This is a genomic window from Allosphingosinicella sp., from assembly GCF_036402135.1.
Taxonomy (GTDB): Bacteria; Pseudomonadota; Alphaproteobacteria; order Sphingomonadales; family Sphingomonadaceae; genus Allosphingosinicella.
In genome coordinates this window covers 1-16169 of the sequence record NZ_DASWTN010000017.1, presented here as the reverse complement: position 1 = coordinate 16169, position 16169 = coordinate 1, and the positions used below count along the sequence as shown (strand labels likewise).

The window sequence follows — 16169 nt, the reverse complement described above, 5'->3', positions numbered from 1 at the left end:
GAGCGCCGCTGCCGCTTCGGCCGAGGCAGTGCGCTGTTCCAGCGGCACCATCGGCGCCCGCGCATGCCAGGCGCGCATCTGCGGGCTGACCAGCAGCCGCCCGGGAATTTCCGCACCCGTCGCAGCGGCAAGGCCGAAGCGATAGGTGTTGAGGGAGTCGATATCCTCCCACTCGACCGTCACGGCCCGGCGGGTGTCGGCGCCCGCGCCGATCACCTTTTCAGTGAGAAGAAGGTCGGCACCGCCTACGGTGCCGCGGCGGCGGGCAAGATCGATCTGCTCCCCCGCCCGCGACGCATTGCCTTCGAGCGCGGCGCAGATGGAATCGGCCAGCGGCCAGATCGGCTCGTCGGAGGTTTCGCGCCCCGGCTCCACCAGAGGACAAAGCGCGGCGGGATCGGCGGTCGCGAGCGCCGTCTGCACCGCGACCGAGAACATCTTCGGCGTGAACTGGTCGACGTCCACCGCCTGCACCAGCATGCGTGCGCCGTCCGCTTCGCCCATGCGGAGAAGAAGCCAGGCGCGCTCTGCCACCCAGTCGACCGGGTGCACATAAGATGGCGCTGGTACGCGCGACAAAAGCGCACGGCGAAGGAGGATCGTGCCCCAGCGCGACGGCAGCGGCGCATCGGTCCGGCGCATCAACGTCGAAAGGAAGCGGCCGTTGGCGCCTCCGAAAGCGCCTTGGCCAAGCCCCCAATTGCCGGCGTCCAGCGCCCCAACCACATCGGTCGGACGGCGCGCGAAATCCGGAATTTCGATCGGCGGCGGAATGCCTTCGAGCAGCTCCGCGAGTTCCTCGTCCGAGGCGCCGAGGAGCAGGTCGTCGAGGCTTGAGGCTTGCGCCTGCGGAGTGCGCCTTACACCGCCGCCCGAGGTGCCGGGCTGCGTCTGGCCGGGCGTGGCGCCGGGCTCCTGCGCAGGCGTCTGCTCCTCAGGCGGAACGGGCGCGGCATTCTCGAAGCCCGGCGGCAGGATTTGCTCCTGTGCATTCTGGGTATAGGCGGCGCTCGCCAGCCCCAGGATTGCAACGCCCCCGAGAAGGAAAAGCTTATTTCGCCAGGGCTTCATTCGTGACGTCCTGCTCGATTCGCTGCGTCGGCACTTCGGTATCGACAGTGGATGCCCAGATCGCGGCGCCGATGATGAGCGCGAGCAAAAGGATCAGGATGGCGGGGAGCGGCGATCTGCGGCGCCGCGGCATTGGGGTAAGCATGGTCCTGCGCATGGCGCGCCTTTTGCCCCACGAGACGGGCCGCTGTATAGCCCCTGCTTCATGCCGCAATCGCTTCCTTCCCCGGACCGTCCGATCGTGCTCGTGGGGCTGATGGGTGCGGGCAAATCCACCGTCGGCCGGCGGCTTGCGAAGCGGCTGGGGATGGAGTTCGTCGATTCCGACAGCGAGATCGAAATCGCCGCCGATCACAGCATCGCGGAAATCTTCGCCCGCTTCGGGGAGGAGAGTTTTCGCGACGGGGAGCGGCGGGTGATCGCGCGGTTGATCGAAGGGCCGCCCAAGGTGATCGCGACCGGCGGGGGCGCCTTCATGAACGAGCAGACGCGGAAGCTCATTCTCGAGCGTTGTATCGCCGTCTGGCTGGATGCGGATGTCGAGACGCTGGCGGAGCGAGTCTCGCGCCGGGACACGCGGCCGCTCCTCAAGGATAGGGACCCGTTCCTCCTCCTCCGCGACCTCGCCAGCGCGCGAAACCCAGTCTACGCCGAAGCGCATATTCATGTGCGCAGCCAGCCCATGCCGCACGACAAGGCGGTGGAGAAGATCGTCGAGGCGCTTGCGGAATGGGAGGGCGGCCGTTGAGGCGCATCGATGTGGCGCTCGGCGAGCGCAGCTATCCGGTGCTTCTCGGGAACGGCCTGCTTGATCAGGCGGCGGAGCCTCTACGGCCCTACACGGCGGGCGGACGGCTCGTAGTCGTCACTGACCAGACGATTTGGAGTCTCTGGGGCGACAAGCTTACTCGGGGCATCGGCGGCATTAAGGTGCAGCCGATCGTGCTGCCGCCGGGCGAGGAGACGAAGAGCTGGCCAGCGCTATCCGGCCTGATTGACGATCTCCTCGCCCTTGGTGTCGATCGGTCCGGCCACATCGTCGCGTTCGGCGGCGGCGTGATCGGCGACCTTACCGGATTTGCCGCCGCAATCCTGAAGCGCGGCGTCGGCTATGTGCAGATACCCACAACGCTCCTCGCGCATGTTGATTCATCGGTCGGCGGCAAGACGGCGATCAACGTCGCCGCGGGCAAGAACCTAGTCGGCGCCTTTCACCAGCCCTCGATGGTCCTCATCGACCCGCAGGTGCTGAACACGCTGCCGGAGCGCCAGCTTCGCGCCGGCTATGCCGAAGTGGTGAAATACGGCCTGATCGGCGACCGGGATTTCTTCGCCTGGTGCGAAGCGAACAGCGCCGCCCTGCTAAGCGGAGACGCCGAGGCACGGCTTCACGCCACCGAGACCAGCATCCGCGCCAAGGCCGCCATCGTTGCCGATGATGAGCGGGAAACCAGCGGGCGACGGGCACTCCTCAACCTAGGCCACACCTTCGGCCATGCGCTCGAAGCCGAAGCAGGCTTCTCCGACGCCCTCCTTCACGGCGAGGCGGTCGCAATCGGCATGGCCCTCGCCTTCCGCTTCTCCGCCGAACGCGGCCTCTGCTCTCCCCAGGATGCCGAACGGGTCGACGCGCATCTGCAGACAGTGGGGCTGCCGACACGTATCGGCAACGCGAGCGCCGAGCGCCTGCTTGAGCGCATGGGACAGGACAAGAAGAACAGCGGCAGCAGCCTCACCCTGATCCTGGCACGCGGCATCGGAAAGGCCTTCGTCGAGCGGGATGTGAAGGCCGAAGAAGTCAGCGCCTTTCTCAGCCGAGAGGCAAGATGCTGATCCTCCTCATCGCCCTATTCCTCGCCCTCCAGATCGCCGACCTCGCCCTCACCCTTCGCGGCCTCGCCATCGGCAAGCGCGAGCGCAACCCGCTCGCCCTCTTCTTCATGAGGCACATGGGCCAGACGCAGGGGCTGGTGCTTCTAAAGCTCTCCACCCTAGCGTTGACGGCGATATTGCTGGCGCAGCTGCCCGAACGCCTCCAGATCGCCTGCCTAGCCGTCTTCTCGGTGATCGGGCTGCTGGTCGTCCTGCACAACATCCGGGTGATACGCCGCGGCAAAAGGACAGCGCGCTAGGCTTCAGCCCGGCTCCTTCTCGTCCGGAAGCGCGCGGTCTGGGAGAAACATGGTTTCCTTCAGCGAGTGGAGGTCGCCGGTCTCGCTTTGGCTCTCCAGCCTCGTCGCGTCCCGCTGCCGATACTCTCGCTCGATCCTTTTGGCTTCATCTTCGGTAACACCGAGGTGAACGAGTGCCTCCCGCCCCATGCAGACTGCCGTTTCGAAAACTTCGCGGTAGACGCCAGCAAGATCGGCGCCGCTCAGCGCCATCACCTGCCGCCGGTCGAAGGCCCGAACGAATACAGCGGCTTGCGGGAAGGCTTCCAGAATGGGTTTAAGCTTCTTCGCGTTGAGTCCGCCGCCGTCGATGCAGAACAGGATCGATTCCGCATCGCCCGCGCCTGCTGCGCGCAGCAGGTCGAGCCGCGTGCCGTCGCCATAATAGACCTTCATCCCGAAATCGCCGGCAAGCTCGATCTGGCTCGGCTTGATGTCGATGAGGGTGATGCTCACCCCCCGCGCCATCAGCATTTGCGCCACGGTCTGCCCGAAGCGTCCGTAGCCGACCACGATCGCCTGCGTCGTCTCTGACTTCTCCGGGCCGTCGAGGTGCGAGGCATCCTCCCGCGAGGTCTTGCGGTCGAACCAGTCGTTGAACTTCATCAGGAAAGGGGTCGAGGCCATGGAGAGGGTGACGATGGCGCTGAACAGGCTTGCAGCTTCCGGCGCGATCAGCAGCGCGTCCTGCGCCTGGGCGAACAATACGAATGCGAATTCGCCGCCCTGGCTGAGCAGCAGGCCAAGCTTCAGCGCTCGACGCGGCGGCACGCCGAAGGCGCGGGCGATGCCGAACAGGATGCTCGCTTTCACCGCGATCAGCGCCAGTGCCATGCCGAGCACGAAGAAAGGCTGGATAGCGATAGCGTCCAAATCGAGCATCATGCCCACGGCGATGAAGAACAGGCCGAGCAGGATCGAGCGGAACGGATCGATGTCGATCTCGAGCTCGTGGCGGTAGGGCGAGTCCGCGAGCATGACGCCGGCGATGAAGGCCCCAAGCGCGGTGGACAGGTGGAGCGCCTCCATCACCGCCGCACTGGCGAGGACAGTGAAGAGGCCCGCCACGACGAACAATTCGCGCTCGCTGATGCGGCCGACGAGGCGGAAGACGGGATTGATGATGTAGCGGCCCGCCAGCACCAGCCCGACGATCGCGGCGACGGTGTAGAGGCCGAGCTGCCATCCGGGCGGCGTTCCCGGATCGGCGGGCGCGCGCGACATGGCCGCGATGATGGTAATGAGCGGCACGATGGAGAGATCCTGGAGTAGCAGAATCGAGAAGGCGCGTTCGCCCGACGGCGTGTTGATCGAGCCGTCCGAACGGAGGCTCGGCAGCACCTGCGCGGTCGAGGAAAGCGCCAGCGGCAGGCCAATGGCGAGCGAGGCGGCGAGCGAGAAATCGGCGGCGAAATAAACGAGGGCGCTGAGGGCGAGGCCGCTTACCACCACCTGCGCCGTACCAAGGCCGAAAATGTCGCGCTTCAGCCGCCAGAGCCGGCTTGGATGAAGCTCCAGCCCGACCAGGAAAAGCAGCAGGACAATGCCGATCTCGGCAATGCCCAGGATCGCATCGCCGCCATGGACGAGCCCCAGTCCGTCGGCGCCGATCAGAGCGCCGGCGACAAGATAGCCGAGGGTGGCGCCGAGGCCCAAGCGGCGGAATAGGGTGACGAAGAATAGCGCCGCGCCAAGGATGATGACCCCATCCCGGAGGACGATGGTCGCGGCATGTGCCCCCTCCTCCACGACTTAAGCCTTGGCCATCGCCGCAGCTTCGGCCGCAGCTTCGAAAGGCAAGAGGATGGACTTGTGCCGGGCGGGGAAAGGCCGCGCTCGTTCCAGCAGATCGAGGCCTGGCCAGTCGCCCGCATCGTCCCGCTCACCCGCAAAGAAGGCGGCGAGCGCGTCACGCGCGGCGGCAAGCTCCACTTTGTCCCTGCCGACAGCATGTGCGCCCATCAAGGACGCGGAAGCCTGACCGAGGGCGCAGGCCTTCACTTCCTGCCCAAGCGCTTTCACCCGCCCCTCCTCATCCAGCGCCACATCTACGACGATGCGGCTGCCGCAGACGGGCGAGCGCTTCTCCACGCTCGCCTGCGCTGCCTTAAGCCGCCCGTAATGCGGAATGGACGCGGCAAGGCGAAGAATGTCGCGGTCGTAGAGAGCGGTGGCCATTAATTCAGGATATAGGACGGCCGCGGCCGAAGCGCCACCGCGTCAGGCGCGGCGCCAGGTCGTGCCTTGCGGCCCATCCTCGAGCACGATGCCGTCGGCAGCAAGTTCGGCACGGATGCGGTCAGCCTCGGCAAAGTTTTTTTCACGCTTCGCCTGCGCGCGTGCTTCCACCAACTCATCGATGCGCTTGTCGCCTGCGCCCTGAAACCACCCCGTCGCACTTTCTGAGAAAAGGCCGAGAAGCTGCCCGGACGCCTTGAGCGTGCCGGCATCCTCAATCGCCGATAGCCTAGACAAGGCGAGCGGCGTGTTGAGATCGTCGGACAGAGCTTCGATGACGCGGCCATCCACCGCGCCTGCCTCTGCCTCGCCGGCGCTCCGATAGAGCCGGTCGAGCGTCGCCTTGCTTTGGGCGATCAAAGCCTCCGACCATTCGAGCGGCTGCCGGTAATGGGCGGAGAGCAAAGCGAAGCGGAGCACTTCGCCCTTGTGACCTTGGCTTAGAAGCTCATCGACCGTCACCACGTTGCCGAGCGACTTCGACATCTTCTCGCCATCCGCCATCGAGAGGAAGCCGTTATGCATCCAGTAGCGGGCGAGCGGGGCGCCCTGGTGGGCGCAGCGGCTTTGCGCGATCTCATTCTCGTGGTGCGGGAAGATGAGGTCTAGTCCGCCTCCGTGGATGTCGATCGTTTGGCCGAGATGCTGCTCGATCATCGCGGAGCATTCGATGTGCCAGCCCGGACGTCCCCTCCCCCACGGGCTGTCCCAGCCGATCACGTTCGGTTCCGACGGCTTCCAGAGGACGAAGTCGGCAGGATCCTTCTTGTAGGAGGCGACTTCCACGCGCGCCCCGGCGATCATCGCCTCACGATCGCGGCGACCGAGCGCGCCATAATCGGGATCCGACGGCACATGGAAGAGCACATGGCCGCCCGCTTCATAGGCGTTGCCCCGATGGATCAGCGAGGCGATCATGGCGACCATGCCAGCGATGCTTTCGGTGGCGCGCGGCGCGATATCGGGCTCCTGCACCCCAAGTGCACCCATGTCGGCAAGGTAATAATCTTCGTAGCGCCCGGTGATGACCGAAGGATCGACACCTTCGGCGCGCGCCGACTCTATGATCTTGTCCTCAACGTCCGTGATGTTGCGGGCGTAAACGACATGCTCCTCGCCATAAGTATGACGGAGCAGCCGCGCCAACACGTCGAACACGACTGCGGGCCGCGCATTGCCGATATGGGCGCGATTGTAGACGGTGGGACCGCACACATACATCGTGACGCGGTTCGGATCAGCGGGCGTGAAAACGCGCTTTTCCCGCGCCATGGTGTCGTAAAGCTTGATGTCGGCCATCGTCAGTCCTGCGCCTGCTCCGCGGGCTGCGGTGCTCGGCCGCGGCGGCGCTCCACAAAGTCGATGATCGCTTCGCCGCTCGCGTTCAGCAGCGGATAGGTGCGCGAATCCGTCATCCAGGCCGGACGCTGTGCATAGCGGCCATAGACGGTGTCGTAGAATAGATTGGCGGCAAGGAAGAGGAGGGTCGCCCCGATCAGGCCTTTCAAGACGCCGAAGCCGGAGCCGAGCACGCGGTCCACCGGCCCCACCACCGATTTCTTGGTGGCACCCCCGATCCGCCGCGCGAGGAGCTTGCCGAGAATGTAGACGACGCCGAACACTAGCGCGAAGGCGAGCACCGCCGCGCCTGCAACCGTTCCCACTGGTCCGACGAGCGCGTCACGCACCGGCTCGTGGAAGAACTTGAGCGCCAGGATCGCGCCCACCCACGCGATCAGCGACAAAATTTCAAACACAAAGCCGCGGATGAAGCCGAACACGAGCCCGCCGCCAACGAGCAGCAGCACAAGCATATCGAGACCGGTCAAAGCACCCATGGCCGATGTTGCTAGTGGCGGCCCAGCAGATGGTCAACGAGCTGGCCGAGCGTCCGAAAGCCGGTGAGCTTGAGGCTGCCTTTCTCGCCTGCAAGAGACGCGGGGACTAGCGCGCTTTCGAAACCGAGCTTGGCCGCTTCCTTGAGGCGGAGCGCACCATGCGCCACCGGCCGAAGCTCGCCGGACAGCGCCACTTCCCCGAACGCCACCGTCTCCGCCGGCACCGGCCGCTCCGACAGCGCGGACACCAAAGCCGCCGCCACCGCAAGGTCCGCAGCCGGATCGCTGACGCGGTAGCCTCCGGCAATGTTCAAATAGACTTCGGCGGTCGAGAAGCTGAGCCCGCAGCGCGCCTCAAGCACGGCGAGGATCATGGCGAGCCGCCCGGAATCCCATCCGACCACCGCCCGGCGCGGCGTCGCGCCGCTGGCGAGCCGCACCACCAAGGCTTGAATTTCGACCAGCACGGGTCGCGTACCCTCCAGCGCCGGGAATACCGTCGCGCCGGACACCGCCTCGCCCCGATGGGTGAGGAACAGGGCTGACGGATTGGCGACCTCTTCGAGCCCCTGCTCGGCCATGGCGAAGACGCCGATCTCGTCGGTGCCGCCGAAGCGGTTCTTGGCGGCGCGGAGGATGCGATATTGATGGCTGCGCTCGCCCTCGAAGCTCAGCACCGTGTCGACCATATGTTCGAGCACTCGGGGACCGGCGATGCTGCCGTCCTTGGTGACATGCCCCACCAGCACCAGCGCCGTGCCGGTCTCCTTTGCGTAGCGGATCAGCTCCTGCGCCGAGGCGCGCACCTGGCTCACCGTTCCCGGCGCGCCTTCGATCAGGTCGGAATGCATGGTCTGGATGGAATCGATCACCAGCAAAGCCGGCGGCGCGCCGTCGCCTAAAGTCGTCAGGATGTCGCGCACGGATGTCGCGGCGGCGAGCTTCACTGGCGCCTGCCCTAGCCCAAGCCGCCGCGCGCGAAGCCGAACCTGATCGGCCGCTTCCTCGCCGGAAATATAGGCGACCGGCCGCCCTGCCGCGGCTATGTTCGCCGCCGCCTGCAGCAGCAAGGTCGACTTGCCGATCCCGGGATCGCCGCCGATCAAAGTCGCCGAGCCCGCAACGAGGCCGCCGCCCACCGCGCGGTCCAGCTCCTTGATGCCGGTGCTCATCCGCGCGGGAAGCGCCACGTCGCTGTCGAGCCCGACAAGCTCCACCGCGCGTCCGCCCGAACGAAGGTCGTGGCGTGCGGAAAAGGGCGTCACCACGCCCGCCGCATCCTCGACCAGGCTGTTCCATTCCGAACAGTCGCTGCACTGCCCCTGCCACCGGCTGCTCACCGACCCGCAGGCCTGGCAAACATATCTTTTCCGCGCTTTCGCCATGTATCGAAGCTAGCGACCGCCCTGCCCCTTCGCCAGCATATTTCGCGGGAACGCCGGGCGTTCAGCCGCATTCTTTCGCTAAATCCAATAAGCAGGAGGCGTGCCTTGTTCATCCAGATCCACACCGACAATCAGATCGACAGCGACAATGATCGCGACACGCGCGTGGAGGAACAGGTTCGCCAGAGGCTTGCCCGCTTTGAGGATCGGATCACCGACATCGAAATCCACGTTTCGGACGTGAATGGCCCCCGCGGCGGCGCTGCGGACCTTCGCGCGACGCTCGAAGCCCGGATCAACGGCGTTCAGCCGGTGGCGGTGTCGGACCATGGCTCGACCGTGGACCGCGCGATCCTCGGCGCCGCCAAGAAGGCCGCCCGGGCGCTCGATCATCAGCTCGGCAAGCTCAGCGACCGCAAGGGGCACTGAGCCGCCGGATATTGCGCCGATGACCCGAGCCCTTCACTAGGGGCCGCGATGATCCTCGTCGCCAGCTATAATATGCGAAAGGCCATCGGCACCGATCGGCGCCGGAGGCCCGAACGCACGCTCGACGTGCTGAAGGAAGTCGGCGCAGACGTCGTCGCGCTCCAGGAAGCCGACCGCCGCTTCGGCGCGCGCCTGTCCGCAATCCCGCCGCACCTGATCGAAGAGCATAGCGACTATAAGCCGGTGCCGTTCGACGCCCGCGACGGCAGCCTCGGCTGGCACGGCAACGCCTTGCTCGTCCGCAAGGATGTGGAGATTGTCGACAAGGAACTGGTCCACCTCCCCTCGCTGGAGCCGCGCGGCGCCGTGCTTGCCGACCTTCGCGTCGATGGCGAGGAGCTTCGGGTCGTCGGCATGCATCTCGACCTGTCGGGCCTTTGGCGGCGGCGGCAGGCGCATGCGATCCTTGCCCATCTCGCGAACCGCAGCGGCAACCCGCCGACGGTGCTGATGGGCGACCTCAACGAATGGAGCGTCGCCGGCGGCTGCCTTCGCGACTTCGGCGTCCATCACCGCTTCGCGCCCTGCGGCCGGAGCTTCCATGCCCGCCGCCCGATCGCGCAGCTCGACCGCATCATGGTGAGCGAAGGACTGGAAATAATCGAAAGCGGCGCTCACCAAAGCGCCACCGCCCGCAAGGCCTCGGATCACCTCCCCATCTGGGCCCGCGTGAAGCGGACCTGACGCGCCTTAGCGCTGAAGAGAGAGCGCCGCCGTCTGCGCCGGCGCGCCGAAATAGCGGGCGAGCAGCTCCTTATCCCGTGAATAGGGATCCTTGCGGAACACAGCGCCGTCCTTGCCCGCGCCGACCGTTAAATAGGTGATATAGACCGGCACCGGCTCGGCGAGATCGACCTTCTCCTCGACCTTCGGATCCGATCCTTTCGGCATGTCGCCGAACAGCCAGGTGGCGAGCCGCTTCGCATCTTCGACCCGGACGCAGCCGTTGCTGATCCACCGGTCGTCCTTCTGGAAGCCGGACTTGTCGGGCGTGTCGTGGAGGTAGATGCCAAAATCGTTCGGCATCATGAACTTGATGGCGCCCATGCTGTTGGCGCCGCCCGGCTGCTGACGGACGCGGATGTCGCTGGTGCCGGCGGCGGCCGCCTGCCAATCCACCGTCGCTGGATCGAGCTTCTGCGCCTCCTCCGTCCAATCGGAGAACACCTCGTATCCGCGCTCCTCAAGATAGGTGACGCCGCCCGCAATCACCTTCGGAGCAATCAGCCCCTGGATCAGTTCGGGTGGAACGTTCCAGTAAGGATTGACGCTGGCATAGCGGAGCTTCGCCGCCATCATCGGCGTCGCCGTCTCCGGCTTGCCGACGATCGCCTTCATGCTGTCCAGGACCTTGCCGTCCTCGAACAAATAGATGCGCGCGCCGCCGGCATCGACGACCACATAGCGACCCTTTTCGGCCACGCTCGGCAGGCGCAGCGCCCGCTCGAGGTTGATCTGGATGAGCCGCTCATGACGAAGCGGGCCGAGGTTCAGGGACTGGATCGTCGCCTCGCCGGCAACGCCGTCCGCCTTGATGCCGTGGCTCTCCTGATAGGCGCGGACCTTCTTCGCAAGCTCGGCGTCGTATGCGTCACCCGGCTTAAGGCCGAGCCGCTCGCGAAGCACCGAGACCCGCTCGCCCTTCGCTCCCGGCTTCAGCATGGGACCGGCGGGAATCTGCACGTCCGGCAAGCCGCTCCAGTTCATCTGATAGCGGACCAGCGTGCGCCGAAGCTCGGTGTAGAGCGGATTGACCGGCGTCAGCATATCGACTGGCGTGCCCGGCTCCCGCCCCGGCGCGATCTCGGCGAGGTCGGCATCCCGCTCTTTGAGGCTCGGTGCGATCTCGGGGTCGATATACATCATGTCGACGCCCTGCTGAATGCTGGGCGGAAGGTCGATCGGCTCGATCGGCTGCAGCACCGTCGAGCGGTCCACCGCCGAAAGGCTGCTCGCCATCAGAAGCAGGAAAAGCGGAACGGCTGCCATGCGAAGAACCTTTAGCGCCCTTACCTGAATCCAGCCCTAACCGCCGATCATGGGCCGCTGTCGCTGACCGTTTCCGGCTCCGCTTCGTTGCCGGCAGGTTCGGCCGGCGCGGGAGCGGCGGCGCCGTCGAGCTTAAGCCAGTCGCGCACCGGCAGCCGGTAGATCATGTCCATCACTTCATATTCTAGGCCGCCGGCGCGATTGGTGGAGCTGTTCCAAAGCGCCACGACTCCGCTCTTCTTCGCCGGATCGAACATGACGACGGAGCGGTAGCCGGTGACGCCGCCGCGGTGCGTGACGACCTTGTGGCCGGCATAATCATAGATGCGCCAGCCGAGGCCGTAGCTGGTCTGGTTCACCCGCTCGCGGAAATTGCGCATGCGGCGGAGCTCGCCCGGAGTCGGCGCGCGCGGCGTCTGCACCTCGGCAAGCACCTGTTCGGAAAGCACGGACGGCGCGAGCCCCATCTGCGCCCGCATCCAGAGGGCGAGATCCTTGACGTTGGAATTAACGCCGCCTGCCGACGGCACGCGGTAATAGGAATCGGTCACTTCAACCGGCTTCGAACCCTTGCCGCCGCGGTGCGGCCGCGCCCAGCTCGGCGAGGCGTAAAGCCCTTCGCGGCTGATGCTGGCCGACGTCATTCCGAGCGGCAGGAACAGTCGCTCTTTCACCGCCTGCTCGTAACCTTGCCCAGTCACCTTCTCGACCACTTCGGTCGCCGCGTCATAGGCGACGTTCTGATAGGAATGGCACTGCGCCACCGGACAGATGGCATTGAGCGTTGCGAGATTGGCGCGCAGCATGCGCGCATCCATCCCGCTTTCCAGCTTTGAATCGTTGGCGTGGCCGAAAATGCCGAGCCGGTGGGAAAGCACGTCGGAGACGGTGGCGCGATGCTCATTGCCGCCGGGGAGGCGCAGCGAGTTTGAATATTTCGCAACTGGGTCGAACAGCGACAGCTTCCCCTCGCCGGCAAGCTTCGCGACCATGTCTGCGGCGACGCCCTTCGAAACCGATGCCCATCGGAAGACGGTGCCCGGCGTCACCATTTCGCCGCTTCCGGAAACGGTCTCGCCATAGCCTTTCAGAAAGGTGATCTCGCCATTCTCGACGATGCCGACGGCAAGGCCGACCATGCTGTTTTCAGCCGCCAGCGCCTGAAAGCGGGTGTCGAGCCGCTTATAGTCTATCGTGCTGGGAAGGTTTCGCCGCGCTTCCTGAAGCTTCTGGTAACGCGCCTTGGCAGCATCGGCTTGGCTATCCCCGGAGTCGCCCCCGAACGAGACGTTGAACGCCGCCCATATAAGGATGAGCAGCAGAAACAGGGCCGCCAGGCCAAGAAAAACGCGTCTGGACAGCGGCCGCTCCTAAATCACAGGCGCAAAAAGCATGGGCCGGCAAATAGTTCGCCGGCCCATGGTGTCAAACAGCAGTTTTGATGAATTCGCTAGCTCAGCCGTTCCAGCGTCACGCGAGCCGTTCCGGAGCGGACCATCGAGATCTTCTCGGCGGCAGCGCGCGACACGTCGATTATCCGGCCCTTAGCGAAGGGACCCCGGTCGTTGATGCGGACGATGACGCTCTTGCCGTTCGCCTTGTTGGTGACGCGAAGCTTGGTGCCCATCGGCAGCGTGCGGTGCGCGGCCGTGAGCGCATTGGGGTTGAAGCGTTCGCCCGACGCGGTGCGGTTGCCCGCCAGCTCTGCGCCGTAATAGCTCGCCATGCCCTCGCCGATCACGGTGGAGTCTTCGAGCGTCTTCTTCGGCTCTTCAGCTTCCGGAGCGGACGCTTCCACAGCCGGCGCATCGATCACGATCGCGGCTGGCTCCTGCTGCGCCTCGAGAACCGGAGCGGGCTCGGGAGCAATCTGGGCCGTTGCGACTTCACCTTGGGCGGAAACCGGCAGCAGAGCGGCCAGACCGAGCACGAAGAGAGACGTCGCACCCTGACGGTGCGTGCGGGCGATTTTCATATGTTGGAAACTGCGTCGTTGTCGTTACGGACCCGCTATCCGCAACGATCATCCTTGTCAGTTTGCAATCGACGCGTCGTTTCGTCGGCGCGATGAACCGCAGCATTAACCATGATCGCCGCAGGAACTTCCATTCGGCCGCGCTTGCTGTCACGGTGCAGCTATGCGGGAGAAGGAACTGCGGCTGGCCCTCGTCTGCTACGGCGGGATCAGCCTGGCAGTCTATATGCATGGTATCACGAAGGAAATCTGGCGCGTCGCCCGGGCGAGCCAGGCATTTCACGGCGGCGGCGATGGCGAGAGCGGAACCGAAGGCGTATACCGCCGGCTTCTTCAGACCATCTCGGATGAAGGCGAGCTAAACCTCAGGATTTTTGTCGACATCCTTGCCGGCGCCAGCGCCGGCGGAATCAACGCCATCTTCCTCGCCGAAGCGATCTCCACCGGTCAGTCGCTTGATCCCCTCACCGACCTGTGGCTTCGCACAGCAGACGTCGACAGCCTGATCGATCCGGAAGTGAGCCGCTTCTCCCGCGTGGCGAAAGCGGCCGCGGTGCCGGTCGCATGGCTCTATTCGGCGCGGCACAGCAATTCCGTCGACCAGACTGTCGAACCCGAACACCGAAGCGAAATCCGGACGAAGCTTGCCAATTTCGTCCGCGCCCGCTGGTTCGATCCGCCGTTCGGCGGCGCCCGCTTCACCAATCTGCTGCTCGATGCCTTCGACGCCATGGCCGCGGGTCCTACCGGCGAGCCCCTGCTGCCGGACTACCAGCCACTCGACCTATTCGTGACCGTCACCGACTTTCACGGCCACCCGCAGCGGCTCCGCCTCAATTCTCCGAAGGAAGTGGCAGAGACCGAGCACCGCCTCACCCTCGCCTTCCGCGATCCCGGCGGAGAGGCGCGAAGGCTCGGCGCGGCGCCGGAACTCGCCTTCGCCGCCCGCGCCACCGCAAGCTTCCCGGGCGCCTTTCCGCCCTTCCGCGTCAAGGAAATGGACGAAGTGCTGGAGGCGCGGCAGCGCGAATGGCCGGAGCGGGAGAGATTTCTGAAACGTGCCCTCCCCCGTCACTTCGCTATTGGCGAAGCGGAGAATGCGGTGCTGATCGACGGCTCCGTGCTCGCCAACGCCCCATTTCGCCCCGCCATCGACGCGCTTCATAGCCGCCCCGCGCGCCGCGAGGTGGACCGCCGCTTCGTCTATATCGATCCAAAGCCGGGCGTCCGCAGCGTCCGTCTCAATTCGGGCGGCGAGAGCGAGACTCCGGGCTTCTTCTCGACCTTGTTCGGCGCGCTCTCGGATATTCCCCGCGAGCAGCCGATCCGCGACAATCTGGAGGCGATCGAAAAGCGCTCCGCTCGAATTCGCCGTCTCCGCCGTATCCTGGATGCCATGCGTCCGGAAGTGGAGACCGCGATCGAGCGCACCTTCGGCACCACCTTCCTGCTCAGCCGCCCGACGCCCGACCGTCTCGCCGGCTGGCGCGCCAAGGCGCAGAATGTGGCAGCGAAGAATGCGGGCTATGCCTATGCCGCCTACGGACACCTCAAGCTTTCCGCCGTGGTCGAGGATATGGCGCGCCGCATCTACAATCTCAGCGGCAAGGGGCAGCGCCCCCGGCGCGAGATGATCCGGCAGGCGCTGTGGGCGCATGTGCGGGCAAAAGGCATCAATGCCGACGAGGCCATGACTTCGGCCGGCGCGAAGCCGGAGGTGATCGACTTCTTCCGCTGTTTCGACATCAGCTTCCGCACCCGGCGCCTCCGTTTCGTCGCGCGGCGGATCGGCGAAATCGATGAGGGCAGCGAAGCGTCGCGCGAAGCCTTCGACCGGGCGCGGCAGGCGATTTACGAGCTTATCGGCCGCTACCGCGCCGCCTCCGAGCCTGAAGCTTTGCCGGAGGGCGTGCTGGAGACGCTCAAGGATGTCGAGAGCGAAGCCGAGCCTGCCATCGCTGCCTTTTCCGCCATGCTCGACCTCAAGGCGATCGATGCGGAATCGGACAAGCACTTCGCCGAAATCCTGAACCTTTTCCCAAAGCCGGAGCGGCGCGCCCTGATCCTCGCTTATCTGGGCTTCCCCTTCTACGACATCGCCACCCTCCCGCTTCTTCAAGGCGAGGGGCTCGACGAGTTCGATCCGGTAAAGGTCGACCGCATCTCGCCTGACGATGCGACTGCGATCCGCGAGGGCGGCGCGGCAGCAACCCTCAAGGGTATCCAATTCAACAGCTTCGGCGCCTTCTTCAGCCGCGCCTATCGCGAGAACGACTATCTCTGGGGCCGCCTCCACGGCGCCGACCGCCTCATCGACATCACCGTCTCGACCCTGCCGGAAGGCAAGCATCTGCCGCCGGGAACGGTCGCCTCCCTTAAGCGCGACGCTTTTCGCGCCATTCTTGCCGAAGAACGGCCGCGGCTCACCGCGATCCCCGAACTGTTCGAGGCGCTGGAGAAGGAGATTGGCTGAATGGATTTATCCTACGAGAACCGTTCGTCGCATTTTAGTGGAGCAAAATCCGTGGACGTGCGCTTAGCCCCGAATGCCATTTCAACAGGAGGGACTATTATGCGCGTAATTCTGGCAATCGGTGCTGCTCTGACGCTTGCGGCTTGTGGCGGCGGTGAGGAGACCACCACCGAAACCAACACCATGACCACCGACAACATGATGATCGACCAGAATATGGCGATGGATCCGGCGCTCGACCCGAACATGAGCATGGACGCCAACATGGCGATGGATCCGGCGACGCAGAATGCGGTCGCTCAGGACATGAACACCAACGCACCGGACGCGAACCTCGCCAACGGCATGTAAGGTTGAAGAATAAAGCTGGCTGCTCTCACAGGCAGCCGGCACTCGGGAGCGCCTGTGACGTTGCGTCACGGGCGCTTTTTTTACGTTGCCTGCAGGACAACAGGAACCTTGATCGGCGCTGCTCATTCTAGCGCACGTGACCAGTCTAACGTCTTGATAGTCTGACGATAAATGAGAGCACTAAGTGGG

Annotated in this window: 16 protein-coding genes and 1 pseudogene; 7 read left to right on the top strand and 10 right to left on the bottom strand. The window is 65.2% G+C overall.

Annotated elements, in window-relative coordinates; translation table 11 throughout:
* Nucleotides 1-1071: pseudogene (locus VGD10_RS04865) on the bottom strand (hypothetical protein); the annotation flags it as partial.
* Complete coding sequence (locus tag VGD10_RS04860) at nt 1052-1228, bottom strand: hypothetical protein (RefSeq protein WP_331039674.1); 177 nt, start codon at nt 1226-1228, stop codon at nt 1052-1054. The gene VGD10_RS04860 and the pseudogene VGD10_RS04865, both read right to left, overlap by 20 nt.
* Nucleotides 1229-1276: 48 nt before the next feature.
* Here VGD10_RS04860 and VGD10_RS04855 point away from each other — a divergent pair, with 48 nt between their 5' ends.
* The 3 genes from VGD10_RS04855 to VGD10_RS04845 are packed head-to-tail and all read left to right on the top strand — an operon-like array spanning nt 1277 to nt 3203.
* Complete coding sequence (locus tag VGD10_RS04855; RefSeq protein WP_331039673.1) at nt 1277-1819, top strand: shikimate kinase; 543 nt, start codon at nt 1277-1279, stop codon at nt 1817-1819.
* Entirely contained in the window at nt 1816-2904 is a 1089-nt protein-coding gene (aroB, locus tag VGD10_RS04850) for a 3-dehydroquinate synthase (protein WP_331039672.1), read from the top strand. Before VGD10_RS04855 ends, aroB begins: the two co-directional genes overlap by 4 nt.
* Nucleotides 2898-3203, top strand: a complete 306-nt coding sequence (locus VGD10_RS04845; RefSeq protein ID WP_331039671.1) for a DUF5658 family protein — start codon at nt 2898-2900, stop codon at nt 3201-3203. The genes aroB and VGD10_RS04845 overlap by 7 nt, the downstream gene beginning before the upstream one ends.
* A gap of 3 nt (nt 3204-3206) precedes the next feature.
* Here VGD10_RS04845 and VGD10_RS04840 read toward each other — a convergent pair whose 3' ends face one another.
* Genes VGD10_RS04840 through radA form a run of 5 tightly spaced genes read right to left on the bottom strand, consistent with a single transcriptional unit; the run spans nt 3207 to nt 8703 of the window.
* Nucleotides 3207-4991 carry a cation:proton antiporter gene (locus VGD10_RS04840; RefSeq protein WP_331039670.1) on the bottom strand — a complete coding sequence of 595 codons (1785 nt, stop codon included), beginning with the start codon at nt 4989-4991 and terminating at the stop codon, nt 3207-3209.
* 3 nt (nt 4992-4994) lie between these two features.
* Nucleotides 4995-5420 (bottom strand): iron-sulfur cluster assembly scaffold protein, encoded by a 426-nt coding sequence (locus tag VGD10_RS04835; RefSeq protein WP_331039669.1) that lies wholly within the window; start codon nt 5418-5420, stop codon nt 4995-4997.
* A 42-nt stretch (nt 5421-5462) separates the two neighbouring features.
* Nucleotides 5463-6779, bottom strand: a complete 1317-nt coding sequence (gene cysS, locus VGD10_RS04830) for a cysteine--tRNA ligase (RefSeq protein WP_331039668.1) — start codon at nt 6777-6779, stop codon at nt 5463-5465.
* Between the two features lie 2 nt (nt 6780-6781).
* Nucleotides 6782-7309, bottom strand: coding sequence for a CvpA family protein (locus VGD10_RS04825; RefSeq protein ID WP_331039676.1), 528 nt, complete (start codon nt 7307-7309; stop codon nt 6782-6784).
* A gap of 20 nt (nt 7310-7329) precedes the next feature.
* Nucleotides 7330-8703: a DNA repair protein RadA gene (radA, locus tag VGD10_RS04820; RefSeq protein ID WP_331039667.1), complete on the bottom strand. Its 1374-nt coding sequence runs from the start codon at nt 8701-8703 to the stop codon at nt 7330-7332.
* Between the two features lie 105 nt (nt 8704-8808).
* Between radA and VGD10_RS04815 the strand changes: the two genes are divergently transcribed.
* Both VGD10_RS04815 and VGD10_RS04810 read left to right on the top strand, forming a co-directional pair.
* Entirely contained in the window at nt 8809-9132 is a 324-nt protein-coding gene (locus VGD10_RS04815) for an HPF/RaiA family ribosome-associated protein (protein WP_331039666.1), read from the top strand.
* 48 nt (nt 9133-9180) lie between these two features.
* Entirely contained in the window at nt 9181-9876 is a 696-nt protein-coding gene (locus tag VGD10_RS04810) for an endonuclease/exonuclease/phosphatase family protein (RefSeq protein ID WP_331039665.1), read from the top strand.
* A gap of 6 nt (nt 9877-9882) precedes the next feature.
* Here the strand turns inward: VGD10_RS04810 and VGD10_RS04805 are convergent, their stop codons facing one another.
* The 3 genes from VGD10_RS04805 to VGD10_RS04795 form a co-directional block, all read right to left on the bottom strand.
* On the bottom strand, nt 9883-11181 hold the full coding sequence (locus VGD10_RS04805; RefSeq protein WP_331039664.1) for a L,D-transpeptidase family protein: 1299 nt from the start codon (nt 11179-11181) through the stop codon (nt 9883-9885).
* Between the two features lie 47 nt (nt 11182-11228).
* On the bottom strand, nt 11229-12374 hold the full coding sequence (locus VGD10_RS04800; RefSeq protein ID WP_331039675.1) for a serine hydrolase domain-containing protein: 1146 nt from the start codon (nt 12372-12374) through the stop codon (nt 11229-11231).
* Nucleotides 12375-12631: 257 nt separating this feature from the next.
* Nucleotides 12632-13156, bottom strand: coding sequence for a septal ring lytic transglycosylase RlpA family protein (locus tag VGD10_RS04795; RefSeq protein WP_331039663.1), 525 nt, complete (start codon nt 13154-13156; stop codon nt 12632-12634).
* 163 nt (nt 13157-13319) lie between these two features.
* On the opposite strand from VGD10_RS04795, the gene VGD10_RS04790 reads away from it, so the two are divergent.
* Together VGD10_RS04790 and VGD10_RS04785 are read left to right on the top strand one after the other, a co-directional pair.
* Nucleotides 13320-15629: a patatin-like protein gene (locus VGD10_RS04790; RefSeq protein ID WP_331039662.1), complete on the top strand. Its 2310-nt coding sequence runs from the start codon at nt 13320-13322 to the stop codon at nt 15627-15629.
* A 99-nt stretch (nt 15630-15728) separates the two neighbouring features.
* On the top strand, nt 15729-15980 hold the full coding sequence (locus VGD10_RS04785; protein WP_331039661.1) for a hypothetical protein: 252 nt from the start codon (nt 15729-15731) through the stop codon (nt 15978-15980).
* Nucleotides 15981-16169 lie beyond the last annotated feature (189 nt).